This window comes from Streptomyces piniterrae, from assembly GCF_005048155.1.
GTDB classification, from domain to species: Bacteria; Actinomycetota; Actinomycetes; order Streptomycetales; family Streptomycetaceae; genus Streptomyces; species Streptomyces piniterrae.
In genome coordinates this window covers 235,737-254,679 of the sequence record NZ_SUMB01000014.1, presented here as the reverse complement: position 1 = coordinate 254,679, position 18,943 = coordinate 235,737, and the positions used below count along the sequence as shown (strand labels likewise).

The following is an 18,943-nucleotide window of genomic DNA, read 5'->3' as shown; positions in this document are numbered from 1 at the left end:
CGCGGGCGGCGTCATGGGCTGCGGCGGGGCGGCGGGGGGTACCGGGCCGGTGGGCGGCGTGCCACCGGGGGCGCCGGGCCGGGGGCGCCGCGCGGCGGTGGCCGGGGGCGGGACCGACGGGTCGGACGGCACCGGGCGCAGAACGGTGGTCTGCGGGTCGTCGGCGGGCGGGGTGGCGGTGGGCCGCCGGGGCGGTTGCGGGGGTATCGGTGGGACACGATGCGCGTTGGCGTAATCGGCGTCGGTGCTCACCCGCGCTCCCCCTCGCGCCGCTGGTCCCCGGGGCCGATCGGCATTCGGGGCAGGCTGGTTCGTATCCGGACATCCCGCCGTTGACCTGCTGCCTGCGGCGTCCAGCCACTCTACGGGCTGGTGCGGCCACCGCTCCAACCCACGTCCATGATGTGGCGGTCACGATGTCGCGAACCGTCCCCTACCCAGTGGTAGCCAGGTCTGGCAGGCTGCCGCCATGCACCGGCACACCGCGCACACGGATGGCGACAAAGCCCGTTATGACCGGGCCACCGCGCACCTCGACGCGCCGCTGGCCGTCGTCGACCTGCAGGCTTTCGATGCCAACGCGGCCGATCTGGTGCGTCGCGCGAAGGGCAAGCCGATCCGGGTGGCGAGCAAGTCGGTGCGCTGCCGGGCCCTGTTGGAGCGGGTGCTGGCGCGCGAGGGCTTCGCGGGGATCATGAGTTTCACGCTCGACGAGTCGCTGTGGCTGGCGCGTTCGGGCTTCACGGACGTCCTGCTGGCGTATCCGTCGGCGGACCGGGCGGGCTTCGCCGAGCTGACCGGGGATCCCAAGCTCGCGGCGGCGGTGACGGTGATGATCGACGATCCGGTGCAGCTGGATCTGATCGACGCGGTACGGCCGGCCGGCGGCGGCGAGGAGGTGCGGATATGTCTGGAACTGGACACCTCCTACCACCTGATGGGCGGCAGGGTCCGGGTCGGCGCCCGCCGGTCGCCGCTGCGCCGGCCCGCCCAACTGGCCGCGCTGGCGGGGACGGTGACGCGGCGTCCCGGATTCCGGCTGGTCGGGCTGATGGCGTACGAGGGGCATGTGGCGGGCGTGGGCGACGAGGTCGCCGGCAAGCCGGTGTTCTCGCGGGCCATCCGGATGATGCAGGCGGCGGCCCGCAAGGAGCTGGCGCAGCGGCGCTGGGAGGCCGTGCGGGCGGTGCGCGCGGTGGCCCCCCGGCTGGAGTTCGTCAACGGCGGCGGCACGGGCAGTGTGCAGCACACCGCCGCGGAGGCGGCGATCACCGAGATCGCGGCCGGTTCGGGGCTGTACGTCCCGCGGCTGTTCGACAACTTCCGTTCGTTCAGCGGGCGTCCGGCGGCGCTGTTCGCCCAGCCGGTGGTGCGCCGTCCGGGGCCGGGGACGGTGACGGTGCTGGGCGGTGGCTATCCGGCGTCGGGCGCCGCGGGCCCGGACCGGCTGCCGGTGCCGTATCTGCCGGCGGGGCTGCGCTACGACCCGCAGGAGGGTCCTGGCGAGGTGCAGACGCCGCTGCTCGGGCCGGCCGCTGAGGCCCTGCGGATCGGCGACAAGGTGTGGTTCCGGCATGCGAAGGCCGGCGAGCTGTGTGAGCGGTTCGCGGAACTGCGGCTGATCGACGGGGACCGGGTGGTGGAGACGGTGCCGACGTACCGGGGCGAGGGCCGCACCTTCCTCTGACCTGGTGCGGCCCTCGCCCTCGTACGCTGCTCAGCGCCTTCAGTACACGGTGTCCTTCTGGTCGGGGATCACCGAGCCGTCGGGGCGGTGGACCGGGGCGAGGGTGCCGTCCGGCTGGACATAGCCCTCGGTCGCGCAGGGGTACAGCTTGGTCTGCTGCTGCTTGGGCTCGATGAACATCGGGTTGATCAGCCAGCGGCCGTCGCTGTTGTCGTAGGCGCGGCACATGAACTCGGGCTTGTTGCGGTTGATGGCCAGCCGCCCGGCGGTGGCGTCCGAGACGAAGGTGACATCGGTCTCGGCGTCACCGGCCGCGAAGGCGGCGCGGTGCTCCGGGTCCTGCTGCTGCCAGGCCCTGGCGCCCTTGACGCCGTAGATCTCCTTGTTGATCCAGCAGCGCTTGCCGTCCATGTACGTCAGGACCTCGCCGTTGGTGTCCTTGACGTCGCCGCAGCCCTGGACGCCGGTGGTGAGCTTGCCGGCGCTGACGACGTTGCGGATACCGATGACGTGGTCACGGTGGATACCGACGCCGGGGGCCCAGGCGCGGACGATCGGCTCGGCGGAGGCGGAGACGATGTACACATCGAAGCCGGCCTTCTTGAGCGTGTGGATCAGGTCCTTCTGCTGCTCGTAGTAGCGGATGTAGCCCGCCATCTTGTGGGTGCCCACGGTCTGTTCGGTGCCGATGGGCGCCTTGAGGTTCTCCGCGCGCGCCTGCTTGGCGAACCGGGTCAGCTCGGCCGGGCTGTGTCCGGCGAACAGCTGGGTGATCCAGACGTACTCGGGGACCGTGCGCCGGTGGTTCCACTCCCCCTCGAACGCGGCCTTGCCGCCGGAGGTCTTGGCGTCCTGGTAGACGTCGAGGATCTCGTCCGTACAGGCGGTGTTCTTGGAGGTGGGGAGCGGGTGGCCGACGGGTACGGACGTGCCGCAGGCCTTGGTGAGCGCGCGGTGCGCGTCATCCGTCATCCACTTGTTGGTGGCCTTCCAACTCGCGGGCCGGAGCACCTTGTCGTTGCGCAGCACCCAGGCCAGCGTGGCGTCGGAGACGTCGTTCTTCACGACGGTGTTGTCCCAGTCGAACGTCGCGACCGGCCGCGCGCCGTCGGATCCGGAGCAGCTGCCCCGCTCGTCGATCATCTTCTGCAGCTTGGCGCGGTTCTCGCCGTACCAGTCCTTGGAGACATCGAGCCGGGGGCAGGTGTGCGGGGCCGGGCCCGCGGTGGCCGTCTGGGCGACCGCGACGCCGCCTCCCACGACCGCGAGGGCGGCACCCGCCGCCAGCCAGCGACGCTTGTTGAGCATGAAGGCACTCCTGTCGAACGGAAGATCGAGGGCGGACGCTACCGCACGGCAGCCGGGCGTCGATCGACACCCGGCTGCCGGAGCGGTTACACGGAAGTGAACAGCAGGCGGTTAGAGCGGGGTGACGTACGCGCCCGCGATGCCGCCGTCCACCAGGAATTCGGCTGCATTGACGAAGGAGGAGTCGTCGCTGGCGAGGAAGGCGACGGCGGAGGCGATCTCCTCGGGCTCGGCGAACCGGCCGACGGGGACGTGCACGAGGCGGCGCGCGGCGCGCTCGGGGTCCTTGGCGAACAGCTCCTTCAGGAGCGGGGTGTTGACCGGCCCGGGGCACAGGGCGTTGACCCGGATGCCCTCGCGGGCGAACTGCACGCCCAGTTCGCGGGACATGGACAGCACGCCGCCCTTGGAGGCGGTGTAGCTGATCTGGGAGGTGGCGGCGCCCATGACGGCGACGAAGGACGCCGTGTTGATGATGGAGCCCTTGCCCTGGCGCTGCATGTAGGGCAGTGCGTGCTTGCAGCAGAGGTAGACGGAGGTGAGGTTGACCTCCTGGACGCGCTTCCAGGCGTCGAGCCCGGTGGTGAGGATCGAGTCGTCGTCGGGCGGCGAGATTCCGGCGTTGTTGAAGGCGATGTCGACCGAGCCGTAGGTGTCGTAGGCGGTCTTGTAGAGCGCCTCGACCTGCTCGGAGTCGGTCACGTCGACCTGGACGAAGATGCCGCCGACCTCTTCGGCGGCGGCCTTGCCGGCCTTCTCGTCGATGTCGGCGCAGACGACGTCGGCCCCTTCGGAGGCCAGCCGGCGGGCGGTGGCCAGGCCGATCCCGCTGCCGGCTCCGGTGATGACGGCGGTACGGCCGACGAGGCGGCGGCACACGGCGGTCTGGTCGGTCACTTGGACTCCTCTGTGCTGAGCTCGGTGCTGATGAAGATGTTCTTGGTCTCGGTGAAGGCGGACAGCGCGTCCGGGCCCAGCTCGCGGCCGAGTCCGGACTGCTTGAACCCGCCGAAGGGGGTCCAGTACCGCACGCTGCTGTGGGAGTTGACGGAGAGGTTGCCCGCCGCGACGGCCCGCGAGACGCGGATCGCGCGGCCCACGTCGCGGGTCCAGAGGGAGCCGGAGAGGCCGTAGTCGGTGGTGTTGGCGATCCGGATCGCGTCGGCCTCGTCGTCGAAGGGCAGGACGACGGCGACCGGGCCGAAGATCTCCTCGGTGGCGGTACGGTCCTCGGGCCGTCCCTCCAGGACGGTGGCCGGGTACCAGAACCCCTTGCCGGCGGGGGCCTCGCCGCGGATGGCGGCCGGGGCGTCCTCGGGGACGTAGGACCGTACCCGTTCGCGCTGGGCGGCGGAGATCAGCGGGCCCATCTGCGTGGCGGGGTCGCGGGGATCGCCGACGGTGAACGCCTTGACGGCCGGTTCCAGCAGCTCCATGAAGCGGTCGTAGACCGAGCGCTGGACGAGGATGCGGCTGCGGGCGCAGCAGTCCTGGCCGGTGTTGTCGAGGAAGGAGCCGGGGGCGGCGGCCGCGGCGGCCTCGATGTCGGCGTCGGCGAAGACGATGTTGGGGCTCTTGCCGCCGAGTTCCAGGGTCAGCCGCTTGGTCTGTGCCGCGCAGCGGGCGGCGATCTGCCGGCCGGTGGCGGTGGAGCCGGTGAAGACGACCTTGGCGACGCCGGGGTGGTCGACGAGGGCGCTGCCGGTGACCGGGCCCTCGCCGGGCAGGACCTGGAAGAGGCCCTCGGGCAGGCCGGCCTCCAGGGCCAGCTCGGCGAGGCGCAGCGCGGTGAGCGGGGTGGTCTCGGCGGGCTTGAGGAGGACGGCGTTGCCGGCCGCGAGCGCGGGGGCGGTGCCCCAGGCGGCGATCGGCATCGGGAAGTTCCAGGGGGCGATGACGGCGACGACGCCGAGCGGCTCCTGGATAGTGATGTTCAGGCCGCCGGAGACCGGGATCTGGGTGCCGGTGAGGCGCTCCACTCCCCCGGCGGCGTAGTGCAGCAGATCGCGGACGTTGCCCGCTTCCCACTCGGCGTTGCCCAGGGGGTGGCCGGCTTCGCGCAGCTCCAGTTCGGCGAGCGGCGTGATGTGGGCGTCGACGACGTCGGCGAAGCGGCGCAGGATCCGGGCCCGGTCGCCCGGTGCCACGGCGGCCCAGGACTCCTGGGCGGCGGCGGCCCGCCGGACCGCGGCGTCGACCTCGGCGGCGGAGGTGGTGGGTACGGTGGCCACCACTTCCTCGGTGGCCGGGTTGAGGATGTTCAGCTCGGGCAGCCCGTGCAGACCGTTCAGGCCATTCGACACAGTGGTTCCTTACATGCGCTCGAAGGAGCGGAAGCGCTCCCAGTCCGTGACGGCGGCGTCGTAGGCGTCCTGCTCGACGCGGGCCATGTGGCGGTAGTGGTCGACGACCTCGTCGCCGAAGGCGGCGCGGGCGATCGGGCTGCTCTCCCACAGCTCGGCGGCCTCGCGGAGCGTGGTGGGGACGTGCGCGGCGTCGCCGGTGTAGGCGTTGCCGGTGGTCGCCTCGGGGAGTTCCAGCTCGTTCTCTATGCCGTACAGGCCGGCCGCGACCATGGCGGCGACCGCGAGGTAGGGGTTCACATCGCCGCCGGGCAGGCGGTTCTCCAGGCGGTGCGAGCGGCCGTGGCCGACGACGCGCAGCGCGCAGGTGCGGTTGTCCGGGCCCCAGGCGACGGCGGTGGGCGCGAAGGAGCCGGGGCGGAAGCGCTTGTAGGAGTTGATGTTGGGCGCGTAGAAGAGCGTGAAGTCGCGCATCGCGGCGATCTGGCCGGCGAGGAAGTGCCGCATGGTCTGCGACATGCCGTACGGACCCGCGTCGTCGGCCATGACGGGCCGGCCGTCCTCGTCCTGGAGCGAGAGGTGGATATGACAGGAGTTGCCCTCGCGCTCGTCGTATTTCGCCATGAAGGTGAGCGCCATGCCCTCCTGCGCGGCGATTTCCTTGGCGCCGGTTTTATAGATGCTGTGCTGGTCACAGGTGGTGAGGGCCTCGTCGTAGACGAAGACGATCTCGTGCTGGCCGAGATTGCACTCGCCCTTGGCGGACTCGACGGTCATGCCGGCCGCGCCCATCTCGTTGCGGATGCGGCGCAGCAGCGGCTCGACGCGTCCTGTGCCGAGGACGGAGTAGTCGGCGTTGTACTGGTTGGCGGGGTTCATCTGGCGGTAGCCGCGCGACCAGGCCTGTTCGTAGGTGTCCTTGAAGAGCATGAACTCCAGCTCGGTGCCGGCGTACGCGCTCCAGCCACGCTCGGCCAGGCGGTCGAGCTGGCGGCGCAGGATCTGCCGCGGGGAGGCGACGACCGGGGAGCCGTCGTGCCAGGCCAGGTCGGCGGTGATCAGGGCGGTGCCGGGGTTCCAGGGGGTGCGGCGCAGGGTGCCGGGGTCGCCGTGCATCGCGAAGTCGCCGTAGCCGCGTTCCCAGGAGGACATTTTGTAGCCGTCGACGGTGTTGAGGTCGACGTCGACCGCGAGGAGGTAGTTGCAGCCCTCCGTGCCGTGCTCCAGGACGGTGTCGAGGAAGAAGCGGGCGGCGAAGCGCTTGCCCTGGAGCCTGCCTTGCATATCGGTGAAGGCGAGGACGACAGTGTCGATCTCCCCGGCGTCGACGAGGGCTCTGAGCTCCTCGACGGAGAGTGGGGGCGTGCGGTCTGCCACGGTGTTGCCTCCTGTCACTGCATCCGGAGTGCATAAGGTAGGCATACGAACCATTGATTGGGAAGGGGTTCCGATGGACGGTGCGGCGGATCGGCTGGCTCCGGTGCTGCGGCCGGTGCGGGCCGGCAATGGTTTCGAGGAGGCGCTGGAGCAGATACTCCAGATCGTCCGGCTGGGGCTGGTGCCGCAGGGCGAACGGCTGCCCGCGGAACGGGAGTTGGCCGAGCGGCTCCAGATAAGCCGGGTGACGCTGCGCGAGGTGCTCAAGGTCCTTCAGGACGAGGGCCTGGTGGAGTCCCGGCGCGGGCGCTACGGCGGCACGTTCGTACGGCCGCGCACGGAGCACCCGGGCGAGGCCGAGCTGCGGCGCCGGATCGAGAAGGTCGACGTCGAGGACACGCTGCGCTTCCGGGAGGTGCTGGAGGTGGGCGCGGCCGGGCTGTGCGCGGCGCACGGGCTGTCCGACGAGGAGGCGGGCCGGCTGCGGTCGGCGCTCGCGGCGACCCATGACGCACCGCTGGCGGACTACCGCAGGCGGGACACCATGCTGCATCTGACGCTCGCCGAGCTGTCCGGTTCGGCGTCGCTGGCGGCGCAGTACGCGGCGGTGCGGGCGACCGTGAACGATCTCCTGGACTGCATTCCGCTCCTGGTGCGGAACCTGGAGCACTCCCAGACGCAGCACACGGCTCTGGTGGAGGCGGTGCTGGAGGGCGACGCGGACGGCGCGCGCGAGGTGATGCGGGAGCACTGCTGCGGCACCGCCGCTCTGCTGCGCGGATTCCTCGCCTCCCCCGCGACGAGCGAGTCCCTGACGTAACCAGTCTTTTACGCACGGGTCTTGCGCTGAAGCCCACGGACAGCAAAGGTGTGCCCCCAAACCTTTACTCCGGACATCCCTTCGGCGAGGCAGGAGCGGCTCATGGCCGACAGCACGGAATCGCAGACCGCACCGCCCGGCGCGGCCCAGGGCGCCGCCGCCCCGGGCGGCACCACGGCAACCGAGCCGGATGGAGCCGCCTATCTGGAACGGCGGACCCTGCGCCGGGGCAGCGCGGGACCGCTGCTGCTGACCGGCCTGGGCGTCGCCTATGTCGTCTCCGGCGACTTCTCCGGCTGGAACAACGGCCTGGCGCAGGGCGGCTTCGGCGGCCTGGCCATCGCCTCCGTGCTGATGGGCCTGATGTACACCTGTCTGGTCTTCGCGCTGGCGGAGCTGGCCTCGATCCTGCCGACGGCCGGCGGCGGCTACGGCTTCGCCCGGCGCGCGCTGGGCACCTGGGGCGGCTTTCTGACCGGTACCGCGATCCTCATCGAGTACGTCCTGGCGCCCGCCGCGATCTCCATCTTCATCGGTGACTACGTCGAATCGCTCGGCCTCTTCGGCCTGCACTCCAGCTGGCCGGTCTACCTCGCCTGCTTCGTGATCTTCATCGGGATCCATCTGTGGGGCGTGGGCGAGGCGCTGCGCTTCAGCCTGATCGTCACCGCCGTGGCGGTCGCCGCGCTGGTCGTCTTCGCGCTGGCCGCGCTCACCGACTTCCATGTGGACTCGCTCAACGACATACCGGTCAAGGAAGGTGCCTTCGGCGCGAACTCCTGGCTGCCCTTCGGACTGCTCGGCATCTGGGCCGCCTTCCCGTTCGGCATGTGGTTCTTCCTCGGCATCGAGGGCGTCCCGCTGGCCGCCGAAGAGACCAAGGACCCGGCGCGTTCGCTGCCGAAGGCGATGGCCGCCGCGATGGGCATCCTGCTGCTGCTCGCGCTGATCACCTTTGTCGCCGCGACCGGCGCCCGGGGCAGCGCCGCGATCCAGTCGGTGGGCGACCCGCTGGTCCAGGCGCTCCAGCCGGACGGCAAGCCGACGACCGTCGGCCGGATCGTCAACTACGCGGGGCTCGCCGGCCTGGTGGCCTCCTTCTTCTCCCTGATCTTCGCCGGATCTCGGCAGCTGTTCGCCCTCTCCCGGGCCGGCTACCTCCCCCGCTTCCTCTCCCTCACCAGCCGCCGCAAGGCCCCCTACCTCGGTCTGCTGGTCCCCGGCGCCCTGGGCTTCGCGCTCGCCGCGGCCACCGGGGACGGCGCGCGGATGCTGAACGTCGCGGTCTTCGGCGCGACCATCTCCTACGCTCTGATGGCCCTCTCGCACATGGTGCTGCGCCGCCGCGAGCCCGGTCTGCACCGCCCCTACCGCACCCCCGGCGGCATCCTGACCTCGTCCGTCGCGTTCGTCCTGGCCTGCTCGGCGCTGGTGGCGACGTTCCTGGTCGACAAGGACGCCGCCTTCATCGCCCTCGGCGTCTACGTCGTGGCGCTCGCCTACTTCGCCTTCTATTCCCGGCACCGTCTGGTGGCCGCGGCGCCCGAGGAGGAGTTCGCGGCGCTGGCGGCGGCGGAGGCCGAGCTGGAACGCGACTAGTCGTCATCCGTCCCCACGGCCGGCCGGGCACCCCCCGGCCGGCCCCGACCTTTCCCCCGGTCCGCCCTGGACCCCGGACGTAATGGAGGCCCCGTTGTCCCAGCCCCTCATCGGCATCAGCACCTATCAGCAGGAAGCCAGCTGGGGCGTCTGGACGCTGCCGGCCGCGCTGGTGCCCGCCGGATATCCGCAGCTGGTGCAGCGCTCGGGCGGCCTGGCCACGCTGCTGCCCCCGGGTGATCCGGCGACCGCCGCCGCGGTGGTGACGCGGCTGGACGGGCTGGTGATCGCCGGCGGCGCGGATGTGGCGCCGGCACGGTACGGCGCGCAGCCGCACCCCCGTACCGGCCCGCCGTCCCTGGACCGGGACGCCTGGGAACTCGCCCTGATCGAGGCCGCGTTGGCCGCCGGGGTGCCGATGCTGGGCATCTGCCGGGGGATGCAGCTGCTGAACGTCGCGCTGGGCGGCACGCTCATCCAGCATGTCGACGGGCATGCGGGCCCGCCCGGGGTCTTCGAGCGGCACGACGTCAAGCCCTGCCCCGGAACGCTGCTGGCCGGCGCCCTCCCCGAGCCGGTCTCCGTGCCGACGTACCACCACCAGGCGGTGGACCGGCTCGGCAGCGGACTGCTGGCCTCGGCATACGCGGAGGACGGCACCGTCGAGGCCCTGGAACTGCCGGACGCACGCGGTTTCACCCTGGGCGTGCAGTGGCACCCGGAGGCCGGGGACGACACCCGCGTCATGGACGCCCTGGTAACGGCGGCACGCGGGGCGTCCCCGGTGGGGTGAGCGGCTGCGTCAGACTTCAGTCGACCGCCGTGGCCTTGGCCGCCGAGTACTCCTGGCACCCGCCGCCACCTCGGCGGTCGACCCTTGAATGTCGCGAACTCCCGCGAGGGGCGGGACCATGACGGTGTGACAGCACCGCGCCCGGTCCCGCCCCGGCCCGAGGAGGCCCCGTTGACGAATCACCGGTCACCGAAGCGTCTGCTGGAGATCGTCACCGGGGTGTGGGCCGCCAAGGCGCTCGCCGAGGCGACCCGGATGGATCTGTTCTCGCAGCTGTCGGCCGCGCCCGGCGCCACCGTCGCCGAGGTCGCGGCCCGCAACGGCCTCGCGGAGCGGCCCGCCGAGCAGCTGCTGACGGTCTGCGCGGCGCTCGGCCTGCTGCGCCGGGAAGGCGCGGGGTACGCCAACACCCCGGAGGCCGAGGCGTACTTGGTGCGCGGGCGGCCGGACTACTTCGGGGACGCCGTACTGTCCCTGGACCGGCGCTACACCGGCTGGATGCGGCTGGAAGAGGCGCTGCGCACCGACTCGCCCACCAATTTCGACCCCGAGGCGGCGGAGTCGATGTTCGACGCCGACGACGCGGCGCTGAAGGCGAACTTCTGGAAGAGCATGTACGCGCTGTCCGCCACCAGCGCCCGCGCGCTCGCCGCCGTCTACGACTTCGCTCCGGTGCGCCGGCTGCTGGACGTGGGCGGCGGCGGGGCCGCGTACGACATCGAGCTCTGCCGGGCGTACGGCGGGCTGCGCGCCACCGTCTTCGACCTGCCGTTCGTCTGCGAGCTGACCCGCGAGACGGTGGCCGGTGCCGGCCTCGCGGACCGTGTCGACTGTGTGCCGGGCGACTTCCTGCGGGACGCGGAGCTGCCGGGCGGGCATGACGCGGTGCTGCTCTCGCAGATCCTGCACGACTGGGACGAGCCGACCAACCGGATGATCCTGGGCAAGTGCTTCGCCGCGCTGCCTCCCGGCGGCCGCATCCTGATCAGTGAACTGCTGGTCGACGACACCAAGGACGGGCCGCTGCTGCCCGCGCTGATGAGCCTGAACATGCTGGTCAGCACCTGGGGGCGGAACTACACGGCGGCGGAGTACGGGGCGTGGCTGACGGACGCCGGGTTCGAGGGCGTACGGACGGTGCGTTTCGACGGGCCCGGCGCGGACGGCGCGGTGGTCGCGGTCAGGCCCTGAGCGGGGGCGGCGGGGAGCGGGGGGTCTCGGGCGGGCGAAGTGCCGGTGCACGTGCCCCGGTCCCCCGCGCTTCCCGCTTCAGCGGGATTTCATCGGCATTGCAACTCCTCACGAGAGTGTCTGGCACGGCGCACCGGGCCCCCGGTGCGCCGTCGCCCCGGGTCCGGCCCACGGGACGGCCGCTGCCGTCCCGACGTCGAGAACCGGACGGAAAGCGAGCTACCCCGTGAGTGAGACCCCGCAGATGAACCCCCAGCAGGGCCCCGCCCGTACCGGCCCCACCCGGCCGCTCCCGCAGCGAACGGCGGAAACGAAACCTGCGGCACCGGCCCATGCGGCCCAGGCCCATGCGGCCCAGGCCCAGGTGCCGCCCCCGGTCCCGGCCCGGCCGCCGGGCGCGCCCTCGGCCTGGTCGCAGCAGGTCCCGGCGGGGCCGCGGCAGGACGGTGCGCCGGCCGCCGGGCGGCCGCGGGCCGGTGCGCGGGCCTGGCTGATCGGGGGCGGCGCGGCGCTCGCCGTGGCCGCGGTCGTCGGCGTGGTCGTCGCCATGTCGGGCGGCGACGGGGAGAGCACCGTGGCGGGGCGGCCCCCGGGCGCCACGGGCGGCGGCGCCCGGCCGCCGGCCCCGGAGGACGTGGGGAAGACCTACACCAAGGCGCCCGAAGGGTGTGACCTGATCAAGCCGGCCACGCTCGCGCGCATCGCGCCCGGAACCGAGTGCGTGCCGTCGGAGCTCGACAAGTCGAAAATCGCGTCGATGATCACCAGGATGCCGCGCTGGGAGACCCGCATGGGCTCCGGCGGCTCCATGCTGAACATGAGCGTGCACCTCTCGGTCGGCCCGGGGTCGAAGGGGATGTACGACATGTACAAGAAGAGCGCGCTCACCGCTCTGAAGGACATGCAGACGACCACCGACTCCCGGTCGGTCGGCGACCTCGGCGACCAGGCCCATGTCGTCCACGCCGTCGACAAGAAGCTGGGGAGCCTGGCGCAGGCGCAGGTGATCGTCCGCTCCGGCAACGCCGTGATCACCGTGGACTACAGCTACGACACCAGGGACTCCGCCAAGGGCGAGAAGCAGTCCGAGGACGCCGCCGTCGCCGCCGCCCGCGACGTACTCGGCTCGATCCGCTGACCCGCCGCGACGAGGTGAACATCCCCGCACACGGCGAGGACCCCAGGGTCCCGCGGACACGCACCACACTCCCGCAGCCGCCCACCACGCTTCCCCAGCCACCGACCCCGGCCGCCCCGGCCCCGCAGCAGCAGAGCCAGGCCCGTATCGGCCCCTACGAGGTCTTCCAGCTGCTGGGCGAGGGCGGCATGGGCCGGGTCTTCCTGGCCAGGTCGCCCGGCTCGCGCTTGGTCGCCCTGAAGGTCATACGGCCGGAGTACGCCGAGGCGCCGAACTTCCGCGGGCGCTTCCGGCGCGAGGCGGAGGCCGCCCGCAGGGTGAGCGGCTTCTTCACCCCGCCGGTGCTCGACGCGGACGCCGACGCCCGGCAGCCCTGGCTGGCCACCGCCTACATCCCCGCACCGTCCCTGCACGACGTCGTACAACGCTTCGGTGTGCTGCCCGAGCCGGCCCTGCGCGGTCTGGGCGCCGGCCTCGCGGAGGCGCTGCTCGCGATCCACTCCGCCGGCCTCGTCCACCGCGACCTCAAGCCCGGGAACGTACTGGCCGCCGCGGACGGGCCCCGGGTCATCGACTTCGGTATCAGCCGGGCGGTGGACGCTACGCAGCTGACCCGGACCGACGCGGTGATGGGGACGCCCGGTTTCATGGCTCCCGAGCAGATCGTGTCGAGCCGCGACGCGGGCCCCGCGGCCGACGTCTTCTCCCTCGGCTGCGTCCTGGTCTTCGCGGCCACCGCCCGTGGCCCCTTCGGCTCCGGAAGCACGGCCGAGGTCCTCTACCGGGCCGTGCACGCCCCGCCGCGGCTGACCGGCATACCCGACGCGCTGCGTCCGGTGGTGGCGGCCTGCCTGGAGAAGGATCCCGCCGCCCGGCCGGCCGTCGACGCCCTGCTGGCCGCGTTGGGGCCCGCCGAATCGTCCGCGCTGCTCACCCCGGGCCTGCGGGCGGACCTCGCCCAACGGGAGGCGCATGCCGCGGTCCTGGCGACCGCACCTCCCATGCCGGTGACTCCGCTGGTCACGGCGGCCCTGAGCGGGCCGAGCCGCCGCCGCTTCCTGTGGATCGCGGCGGCCGGCGGCACCGCGGCGGCGGCCGCGGGCGCCACGGCCCTGGTCGGCCGGCCGTCGAAGCCTGCGGGCCGGGCGGGCGGCGCCGCCCGTGGCAGCACCGGCCGCCCCGCCCCCAAGGTGCCAGCGGGGCCGAAGCCGCAGTGGTCGAGCCCGCTGCGTCCCCTGTCGGGCTCCCAGTTGCGGCTCCTCGGCGACACCCTTGTGCAGTGGGACCAGAGCACCGCGATCGGCTACGACACCGCGAACGGCAAGGAACGGTGGACGGCCGATCCCCGTGTGCCGTCCGACGCCAACGGCAAGCCGCAGTGGCTCGGCGTCGAGGGATCGACGCTGTACGCCACGGCCTGGGGTGGCGAACGCGGCCATCTGCTCGGGCTGGACGGTGACGGCAAGCTGAAGTTCAGCCATCCGGTCACCACGTCGGATCCGGAGGACGGGGCCTACGCCTCCGCCGACCACATCGAGCACGTCTTCTGCGTCGCCGACTCGGTGGCCCTCCTCGGTACCGGCGGCCACAAGGGCTACGGCGTGTACGCCGTCGACATCGCCTCGGGAAAGGTGCTGTGGTCCCGCAGAGTGGCCGGCTCCGACTTCCGCGCCCACTCCGACGGGCGCACCTGCTTCCTGCTCGACAACGGCGAGGTGCTCGGCCTCGGCCTGCGCAGCGGCAAGGTGAACTGGACGGTCAGGAAGGCGTTCCGGCCCGGTGACTACCCGCGCCTGGCCACCGACGGGAACGCGGTGCTCGTCACCAGTACCAAGGTGCAGGCGTTCCGCGCCTCCGACGGCCGCAGGCTGTGGACCGCCGTCGACCAGCCGACCACCCTCAACCCCACCACGGTTCTCGGCAGCCGGGCCTACGTGGGGGACGAGCACACCGTCTTCGCCCTGGACACCCGCAGCGGCAAACAGCTGTGGCACACCACGAGTCCGCTGACCCTCGACCCCGGCGGTGCCATCGATCCGGGCCCCGCCGTCACGTCGTCGCTCCTCGCGGTCCCCACGTTCAGCGCCGAGACCCCGGGCTTCCTCGTGCTGGGCGCCGCCGACGGCAAGGTCCGCTGGGCGCACCAGGGCCCCGAATCGAAGAACAAGAGCCAGGCGTGGCGGGTGCAGACCACCGGCACCACCATCTACGCCGCATCCGACACCACCCTCCACGCCTTCCGGAGCGACTCCCGATGACCATTCCTGCAACGCCGCCGACGCAGGCGGACGCCGCCGCCACGCACATCGGCCCGTACCGGGTGATCCGGGAACTCGGCGCGGGCGGCATGGGCCGGGTCCACCTGGCCGCGTCCCGCAGCGGCCGGGCGGTCGCCGTCAAGGTCGTACGCCCCGAGCTGAGCGCCGATCCCGACTTCCGGCGGCGCTTCAAGGCCGAGGTGGACGCGGCCCGCGCGGTCGGCGGCGCCTTCACCGCGCCCGTCGTGGACGCCGACCCCGAGGGACCGCAGCCCTGGCTGGCCACCGCCTACATCCCCGGCCCCTCGCTCACCGACGCCATCGCGGCCCACGGGCCGATGCCCGAGGCCACCCTGCGGGTGCTCGGCGCGGGGCTGGCCGAGGCACTGGCCGCCATCCATCGCGCGGGACTCATCCACCGCGATCTCAAGCCGTCCAACATCCTGCTGACCGCCGACGGGCCCCGGGTCATCGACTTCGGCATCAGCCGGGCCGTCGACGGAACCGTGCTCACCGCCGAGGGCCAGATCATCGGGTCGCCCGGCTTCATGTCGCCCGAGCAGTCGACCGGGGCCGAACTCGGCGCCGCGAGCGATGTGTTCGCCCTCGGCGCCGTGCTCGCGTACGCGGCGACCGGCACCCCGCCCTTCGGCACCGGCGCGGTCCACGCGCTGCTCTACCGCGCCACCCATGAGGCGCCCGAGCTGGACGGCGTCCCGCACGCCCTGCTCGGCATCGTCGCCGGCTGCCTGGAAAAGGACCCGGCCCGGCGGCCGGCCGTCGCGCAGCTGCAGGAGTGGCTGCGTCCGGCGACCACCGCGGGCTGGCTCGGCGCGGTCGAACTCCAGGTGGCCGAGTCGGAGCGGAGCCTCCACGACGAGGTGCGGCCGGCCCTGTTCAGCCGGCGGCGGCTGCTGATCGGTGGCGCGGCGCTGGCGGTCACCGCGGCCGGGGGCGGCACCGCCCTCCTCCTCCGCTCGCGCGACGAGGACGCGCCCCCGGTCCCCGCGCTCTCCTGGTCCAAGGACCTCCCGCAGTCCGACCTGTCGCTGCTCTCGGTGACCCCGACCACGCTGCTGTGCGCGGGGCGGACGTCGGGGTGCTGCTTCGACCGGTCCACCGGCAAGCTCCTGTGGCAGGACCTGAGCGGCCAGAACACCGCCGCCCGCGCCGACGACAAGCGCGTCTACACGGTACGGACGGACGGAAAGCTGCACGCGTTCGACGGCCGGACCGGCAGGGAGCTGTGGGCGGCGTCACCGACCGGGACCGGCGCGCCGCACCTGCAGTTCGCCAACGGCTCGCTGGTCATCACCGTGGGCGACAACGGGCGCTTCCAGTGCCTGGACGCGTCGGGCGGCAAGGTGCGGTGGAGGACTCCGGACATGGGCGCCCTCTCGGTCGTCGGCACCACGCCGGCGGGTCAACCGGTCCTGTGGGGCGACGAGTCGCAGACGTCCACGAGCGCGATGCTCAACGGATACACCGTCGTCGATCCGGACAGCGGCGACCGCGTGTGGTCGAAGGACCTGGTCGCGCTCCACCCACCGGCCAAGGGCACGGTGGTCTACGGCGTCGACGGCGAGATGAACCTGCTCGCTCTCAAGGCCGCGGACGGCGAGACGCTCTGGCGCAAGCCGACCAGGCTTCCCCCGACGAACAGTCAGTTCCTGATGTACGAGGGGTCCTTGAACCTCGACGGCGGAATCCTGTTCTGCTATCCGGGGACCGGCGCCAGCGGCGCGACCAGCGGGCTGCTCGCGGCGTTCGACCCGGCGACGGGGAAGACGCTGTGGAGCGTGCGGACCGCCGCCCGGGGGAACCGGGGCTACGGCCGGTCCGGCACGACGGTCTGCTATCTCGACAAGGTCCTGCACGCCGTCGACGCCCGTACCGGGACGACCCGTTGGACGGCCGGCGCCGGCCTGGGCACGCTGCAGTTCCTGGGCGCCGTGCGCGGTCTCTTCCTCGCCGCGGGACCGAAGGGGCTGTACGGCTTCCATGCCGACACCGGCAGACAGGTCTGGCAGCACCCGGTCAGCGGCGGCTCCGGGTCCTGGTCGGCGTTCGCCGTCGGCGACCATCTGTTCGCCAGCTGGTCCGGCAGGCTCTTCTGCTTCTCGGTGCCCGAGGCGTAGCGGCCGCCGGTGCCGTCCGGCGGGGCGCCGAACCGCGCGTCAGGGCGCCCGGCGGGTCAGCCCCAGCAGATCCCGCGCCGGTCCGGCGGGGCGCTGGCCGCTGGGCCAGACGGCGCGCAGATCGCGGCCGAGGCGGAGGCCGTGCACCGGGATCTCGACCAGGCGGCGGGCGGTCAGTTCCTCGCCCACGGCGAGTTCGCTGAGCACGGAGGGGGCCGCCTCGCTGACCGCGGCGGCCTTCACCGCGGTGGTGGAGGAGAGTTCGAGGAGCGGGTCGGCGAGACCGCCGTGCCGGGCGAGCGCCGCGTCCAGCACCTGGCGGGTGCCGGAGCCGCGCTCGCGCAGGATCAGCGGGGTCGCGGCCAGCTCGCCGGCGGTCAGCTCGGTGCGCCGCCGGGTCCACGGGTGGGACGGGGCGGCGACGACGATCAGCCGGTCATGGCCGATGACGGTGCCGTCCAGACCGGCGGGCACCTCCAGGCCCTCGACGAACCCGAGGTCCGCCTCGCCGGCGAGCAGCCGCTCGGCGACCGCGCTGGAGTTGCCCGCGAGCAGCGATACGGCGGTCCCGGGGCGCTGGGCGCGCAGCGCTATCAGCCAGCCGGGCAGCAGGTATTCCGCGATGGTCATGCTGGCCGCCACCCGTAGCCGGGAGTCGCGGCGCCCGCGCAGCGCCTGCGCGCCCGCGTCGAACGCCTCGGCCGCCTCCACCACGCGCCGCGCCCAGTCCGTGACCAGCGCTCCGGCGTCCGTCAGCCGGGAGCCGCGCGGCGAGCGCTCGACGAGTGCCACGCCCAACTGCCGCTCCATGGAACGGATACGGCTGCTGGCGGCGGGCTGGGTGATGCCGGTCGCGCGGGCCGCGCGGCCCAGGCTGCCGAGCCGGGCCACGGCGAGCAGCAGTTCCAGCGCGCCGAGGTCCGGGACCCGGTGCGAGAGCGGCACCGCGGGCTCGGGCGTACGGCCGCCCGGGGTGCCGGTCACGGCGCGGCCCGCCACCGGCCGCCGCCGGTCGCCGCCGCGTGCCCCGTGGCCACAGCCCTCACCGCCCACGCATCCGACCCATAAAACCCACTGCACATAAACCCAGGTTATGCCCTCATAGACACAACGTCCCTGGTGGGGTGGGGCGAGGGCGATCAGGCTTCTCTCATGGCAACACTCACGCACGCACCTTCCCGGCCCGGCACCACCCCGGGCCGCCCCCCGCGGGGGCCGGTCCCGCCGCGCTCCTCGGTCCGCTATCTCGGGCCCAACTGGTACGCCGCCGTGATGGGCACGGCGGCCGTCGCCAACGCCGGCGCCGCCCTGCCGTTCGGCGCGGCCGCCCTGCGCCCCGCGTACGCCGCCGTCTGGGTGCTGTCGGCGCTGATGCTGGTGACGCTGCTGGCCGCCCGGACCGTGCACTGGGTCCGGCACCGCGACCAGGCGCGCCGGCAGCTACTGGACCCGGCGGTGGCGCCGTTCTACGGGTGCCTGTCGATGGCGCTGGTCGCGGTCGGCGGTGGCGCCCTGGCGGTCGGCGGGGACGTGATCGGACGCCCTGCCGCGCTCGCCGCCGACGCGGTGCTGTGGATCCTGGGCACCCTCGTCGGGCTGGCCGCGGCCGCGGCGATCCCGTATCTGATGGTGACCCGGCACCGTATCGAGCCGGGCAGCGCGTCGCCGGTCTGGCTGTTGCCGGTGGTCGCCCCGATGGTGTCGGCGGCGCTCGGCCCGGCCCTGGTGCCGCATCTGCCGGGCGGGCAGTGGGCGGAGGCGATGCTGCTGGCCTGCTACGCGATGTTCGGGATGTCGCTGCTGGCGACGCTGCTGGTGCTGCCGCTGGTGGTGGGGCGGCTGTTCCAGCACGGTCCGCTGCCGCTCGCGCTGACCCCGACGCTGTTTCTGGTGCTCGGCCCGCTGGGCCAGTCCACCACCGCGGTGAACAACCTCGCGGACGCCGCCCCGGGTGCCGTCGACGCCTCGTACGCGCACGCCATGGGCGCGTTCGCGGTGCTCTACGGCGTGCCCGTGATGGGCTTCGCGCTGCTGTGGCTGGCGCTCGCGACGGCGATGGTGGTGCGGGCGGTCCGCGGCGGTATGACCTTCGCGATGACCTGGTGGGGCTTCACCTTCCCGCTCGGCACCTGTGTCACCGGAGCGGCGGGCCTGGCCCGGCACACCGGGCTGACCGCGTTCGGCTGGTTCGCGGTGGCGCTGTACGCGGTGCTGGTGTCGGTGGTGGCGGTGGCCGCCGCGCGCACCGGCTCCGGACTGGCGCGCGGCACACTGCTGGCGCCGCCGCGGTAGGCCTTTCCGACCGTGACCCATCGGGCGGGCCCGGACCGC

The 18,943-nt window shown here is 73.0% G+C and carries 14 protein-coding genes and 1 pseudogene; 9 read left to right on the top strand and 6 right to left on the bottom strand.

Annotation, left to right across the window (positions count from 1 at the left end):
- Nucleotides 1-252, bottom strand: a pseudogene (locus FCH28_RS32930) (hypothetical protein); the annotation flags it as partial.
- 217 nt (nt 253-469) lie between these two features.
- On the opposite strand from FCH28_RS32930, the gene FCH28_RS32925 reads away from it, so the two are divergent.
- On the top strand, nt 470-1,687 hold the full coding sequence (locus FCH28_RS32925; protein WP_136743865.1) for an amino acid deaminase/aldolase: 1,218 nt from the start codon (nt 470-472) through the stop codon (nt 1,685-1,687).
- Nucleotides 1,688-1,726: 39 nt separating this feature from the next.
- On the opposite strand, the gene FCH28_RS32920 is transcribed toward FCH28_RS32925, so the two are convergent.
- From FCH28_RS32920 to FCH28_RS32905, 4 genes are all read right to left on the bottom strand, one after another.
- The gene (locus FCH28_RS32920; protein WP_136743864.1) at nt 1,727-2,995 is read right to left on the bottom strand and encodes an HAD family hydrolase; all 1,269 of its coding nucleotides are present in this window, start codon (nt 2,993-2,995) and stop codon (nt 1,727-1,729) included.
- Between the two features lie 111 nt (nt 2,996-3,106).
- The gene (locus FCH28_RS32915; RefSeq protein WP_136743863.1) at nt 3,107-3,892 is read right to left on the bottom strand and encodes a 3-oxoacyl-ACP reductase; all 786 of its coding nucleotides are present in this window, start codon (nt 3,890-3,892) and stop codon (nt 3,107-3,109) included.
- A complete protein-coding gene (locus FCH28_RS32910; protein ID WP_246103435.1) occupies nt 3,889-5,298 on the bottom strand; it encodes an aldehyde dehydrogenase family protein in 1,410 nt (469 codons plus the stop codon). The genes FCH28_RS32915 and FCH28_RS32910 overlap by 4 nt, the downstream gene beginning before the upstream one ends.
- 9 nt (nt 5,299-5,307) lie before the next feature.
- Nucleotides 5,308-6,675 carry a glutamine synthetase family protein gene (locus FCH28_RS32905; RefSeq protein WP_136743862.1) on the bottom strand — a complete coding sequence of 456 codons (1,368 nt, stop codon included), beginning with the start codon at nt 6,673-6,675 and terminating at the stop codon, nt 5,308-5,310.
- A 73-nt stretch (nt 6,676-6,748) separates the two neighbouring features.
- On the opposite strand from FCH28_RS32905, the gene FCH28_RS32900 reads away from it, so the two are divergent.
- From FCH28_RS32900 to FCH28_RS32870, 7 genes are all read left to right on the top strand, one after another.
- The gene (locus FCH28_RS32900; RefSeq protein WP_136743861.1) at nt 6,749-7,495 is read left to right on the top strand and encodes a FadR/GntR family transcriptional regulator; all 747 of its coding nucleotides are present in this window, start codon (nt 6,749-6,751) and stop codon (nt 7,493-7,495) included.
- 102 nt (nt 7,496-7,597) lie between these two features.
- Nucleotides 7,598-9,094 (top strand): ethanolamine permease, encoded by a 1,497-nt coding sequence (eat, locus tag FCH28_RS32895; protein WP_136743860.1) that lies wholly within the window; start codon nt 7,598-7,600, stop codon nt 9,092-9,094.
- 82 nt (nt 9,095-9,176) lie between these two features.
- Nucleotides 9,177-9,887, top strand: a complete 711-nt coding sequence (locus FCH28_RS32890) for a gamma-glutamyl-gamma-aminobutyrate hydrolase family protein (RefSeq protein ID WP_136743859.1) — start codon at nt 9,177-9,179, stop codon at nt 9,885-9,887.
- A 171-nt stretch (nt 9,888-10,058) separates the two neighbouring features.
- Nucleotides 10,059-11,078, top strand: coding sequence for an acetylserotonin O-methyltransferase (locus FCH28_RS32885; protein WP_246103433.1), 1,020 nt, complete (start codon nt 10,059-10,061; stop codon nt 11,076-11,078).
- Between the two features lie 226 nt (nt 11,079-11,304).
- Nucleotides 11,305-12,216 (top strand): hypothetical protein, encoded by a 912-nt coding sequence (locus FCH28_RS32880; protein ID WP_246103432.1) that lies wholly within the window; start codon nt 11,305-11,307, stop codon nt 12,214-12,216.
- 14 nt (nt 12,217-12,230) lie between these two features.
- Entirely contained in the window at nt 12,231-14,474 is a 2,244-nt protein-coding gene (locus FCH28_RS32875; protein ID WP_136743857.1) for a protein kinase domain-containing protein, read from the top strand.
- Complete coding sequence (locus tag FCH28_RS32870) at nt 14,471-16,612, top strand: protein kinase domain-containing protein (RefSeq protein ID WP_136743856.1); 2,142 nt, start codon at nt 14,471-14,473, stop codon at nt 16,610-16,612. Before FCH28_RS32875 ends, FCH28_RS32870 begins: the two co-directional genes overlap by 4 nt.
- Before the next feature lie 39 nt (nt 16,613-16,651).
- On the opposite strand, the gene FCH28_RS32865 is transcribed toward FCH28_RS32870, so the two are convergent.
- Entirely contained in the window at nt 16,652-17,596 is a 945-nt protein-coding gene (locus FCH28_RS32865; RefSeq protein ID WP_136743855.1) for a LysR family transcriptional regulator, read from the bottom strand.
- Between the two features lie 168 nt (nt 17,597-17,764).
- Between FCH28_RS32865 and FCH28_RS32860 the strand changes: the two genes are divergently transcribed.
- Entirely contained in the window at nt 17,765-18,904 is a 1,140-nt protein-coding gene (locus FCH28_RS32860; protein ID WP_136743854.1) for a TDT family transporter, read from the top strand.
- Nucleotides 18,905-18,943: the final 39 nt, after the last annotated feature.

Coding starts and splice junctions, on each gene's coding strand:
- FCH28_RS32925 (WP_136743865.1), top strand. CDS start 470: ATGCACCGGCACACCGCGCACACGGATGGCGACAAAGCCCGTTATGAC.
- FCH28_RS32920 (WP_136743864.1), bottom strand. CDS start 2,995: ATGCTCAACAAGCGTCGCTGGCTGGCGGCGGGTGCCGCCCTCGCGGTC.
- FCH28_RS32900 (WP_136743861.1), top strand. CDS start 6,749: ATGGACGGTGCGGCGGATCGGCTGGCTCCGGTGCTGCGGCCGGTGCGG.
- eat (WP_136743860.1), top strand. CDS start 7,598: ATGGCCGACAGCACGGAATCGCAGACCGCACCGCCCGGCGCGGCCCAG.
- FCH28_RS32890 (WP_136743859.1), top strand. CDS start 9,177: ATGGAGGCCCCGTTGTCCCAGCCCCTCATCGGCATCAGCACCTATCAG.
- FCH28_RS32870 (WP_136743856.1), top strand. CDS start 14,471: ATGACCATTCCTGCAACGCCGCCGACGCAGGCGGACGCCGCCGCCACG.
- FCH28_RS32860 (WP_136743854.1), top strand. CDS start 17,765: ATGGCAACACTCACGCACGCACCTTCCCGGCCCGGCACCACCCCGGGC.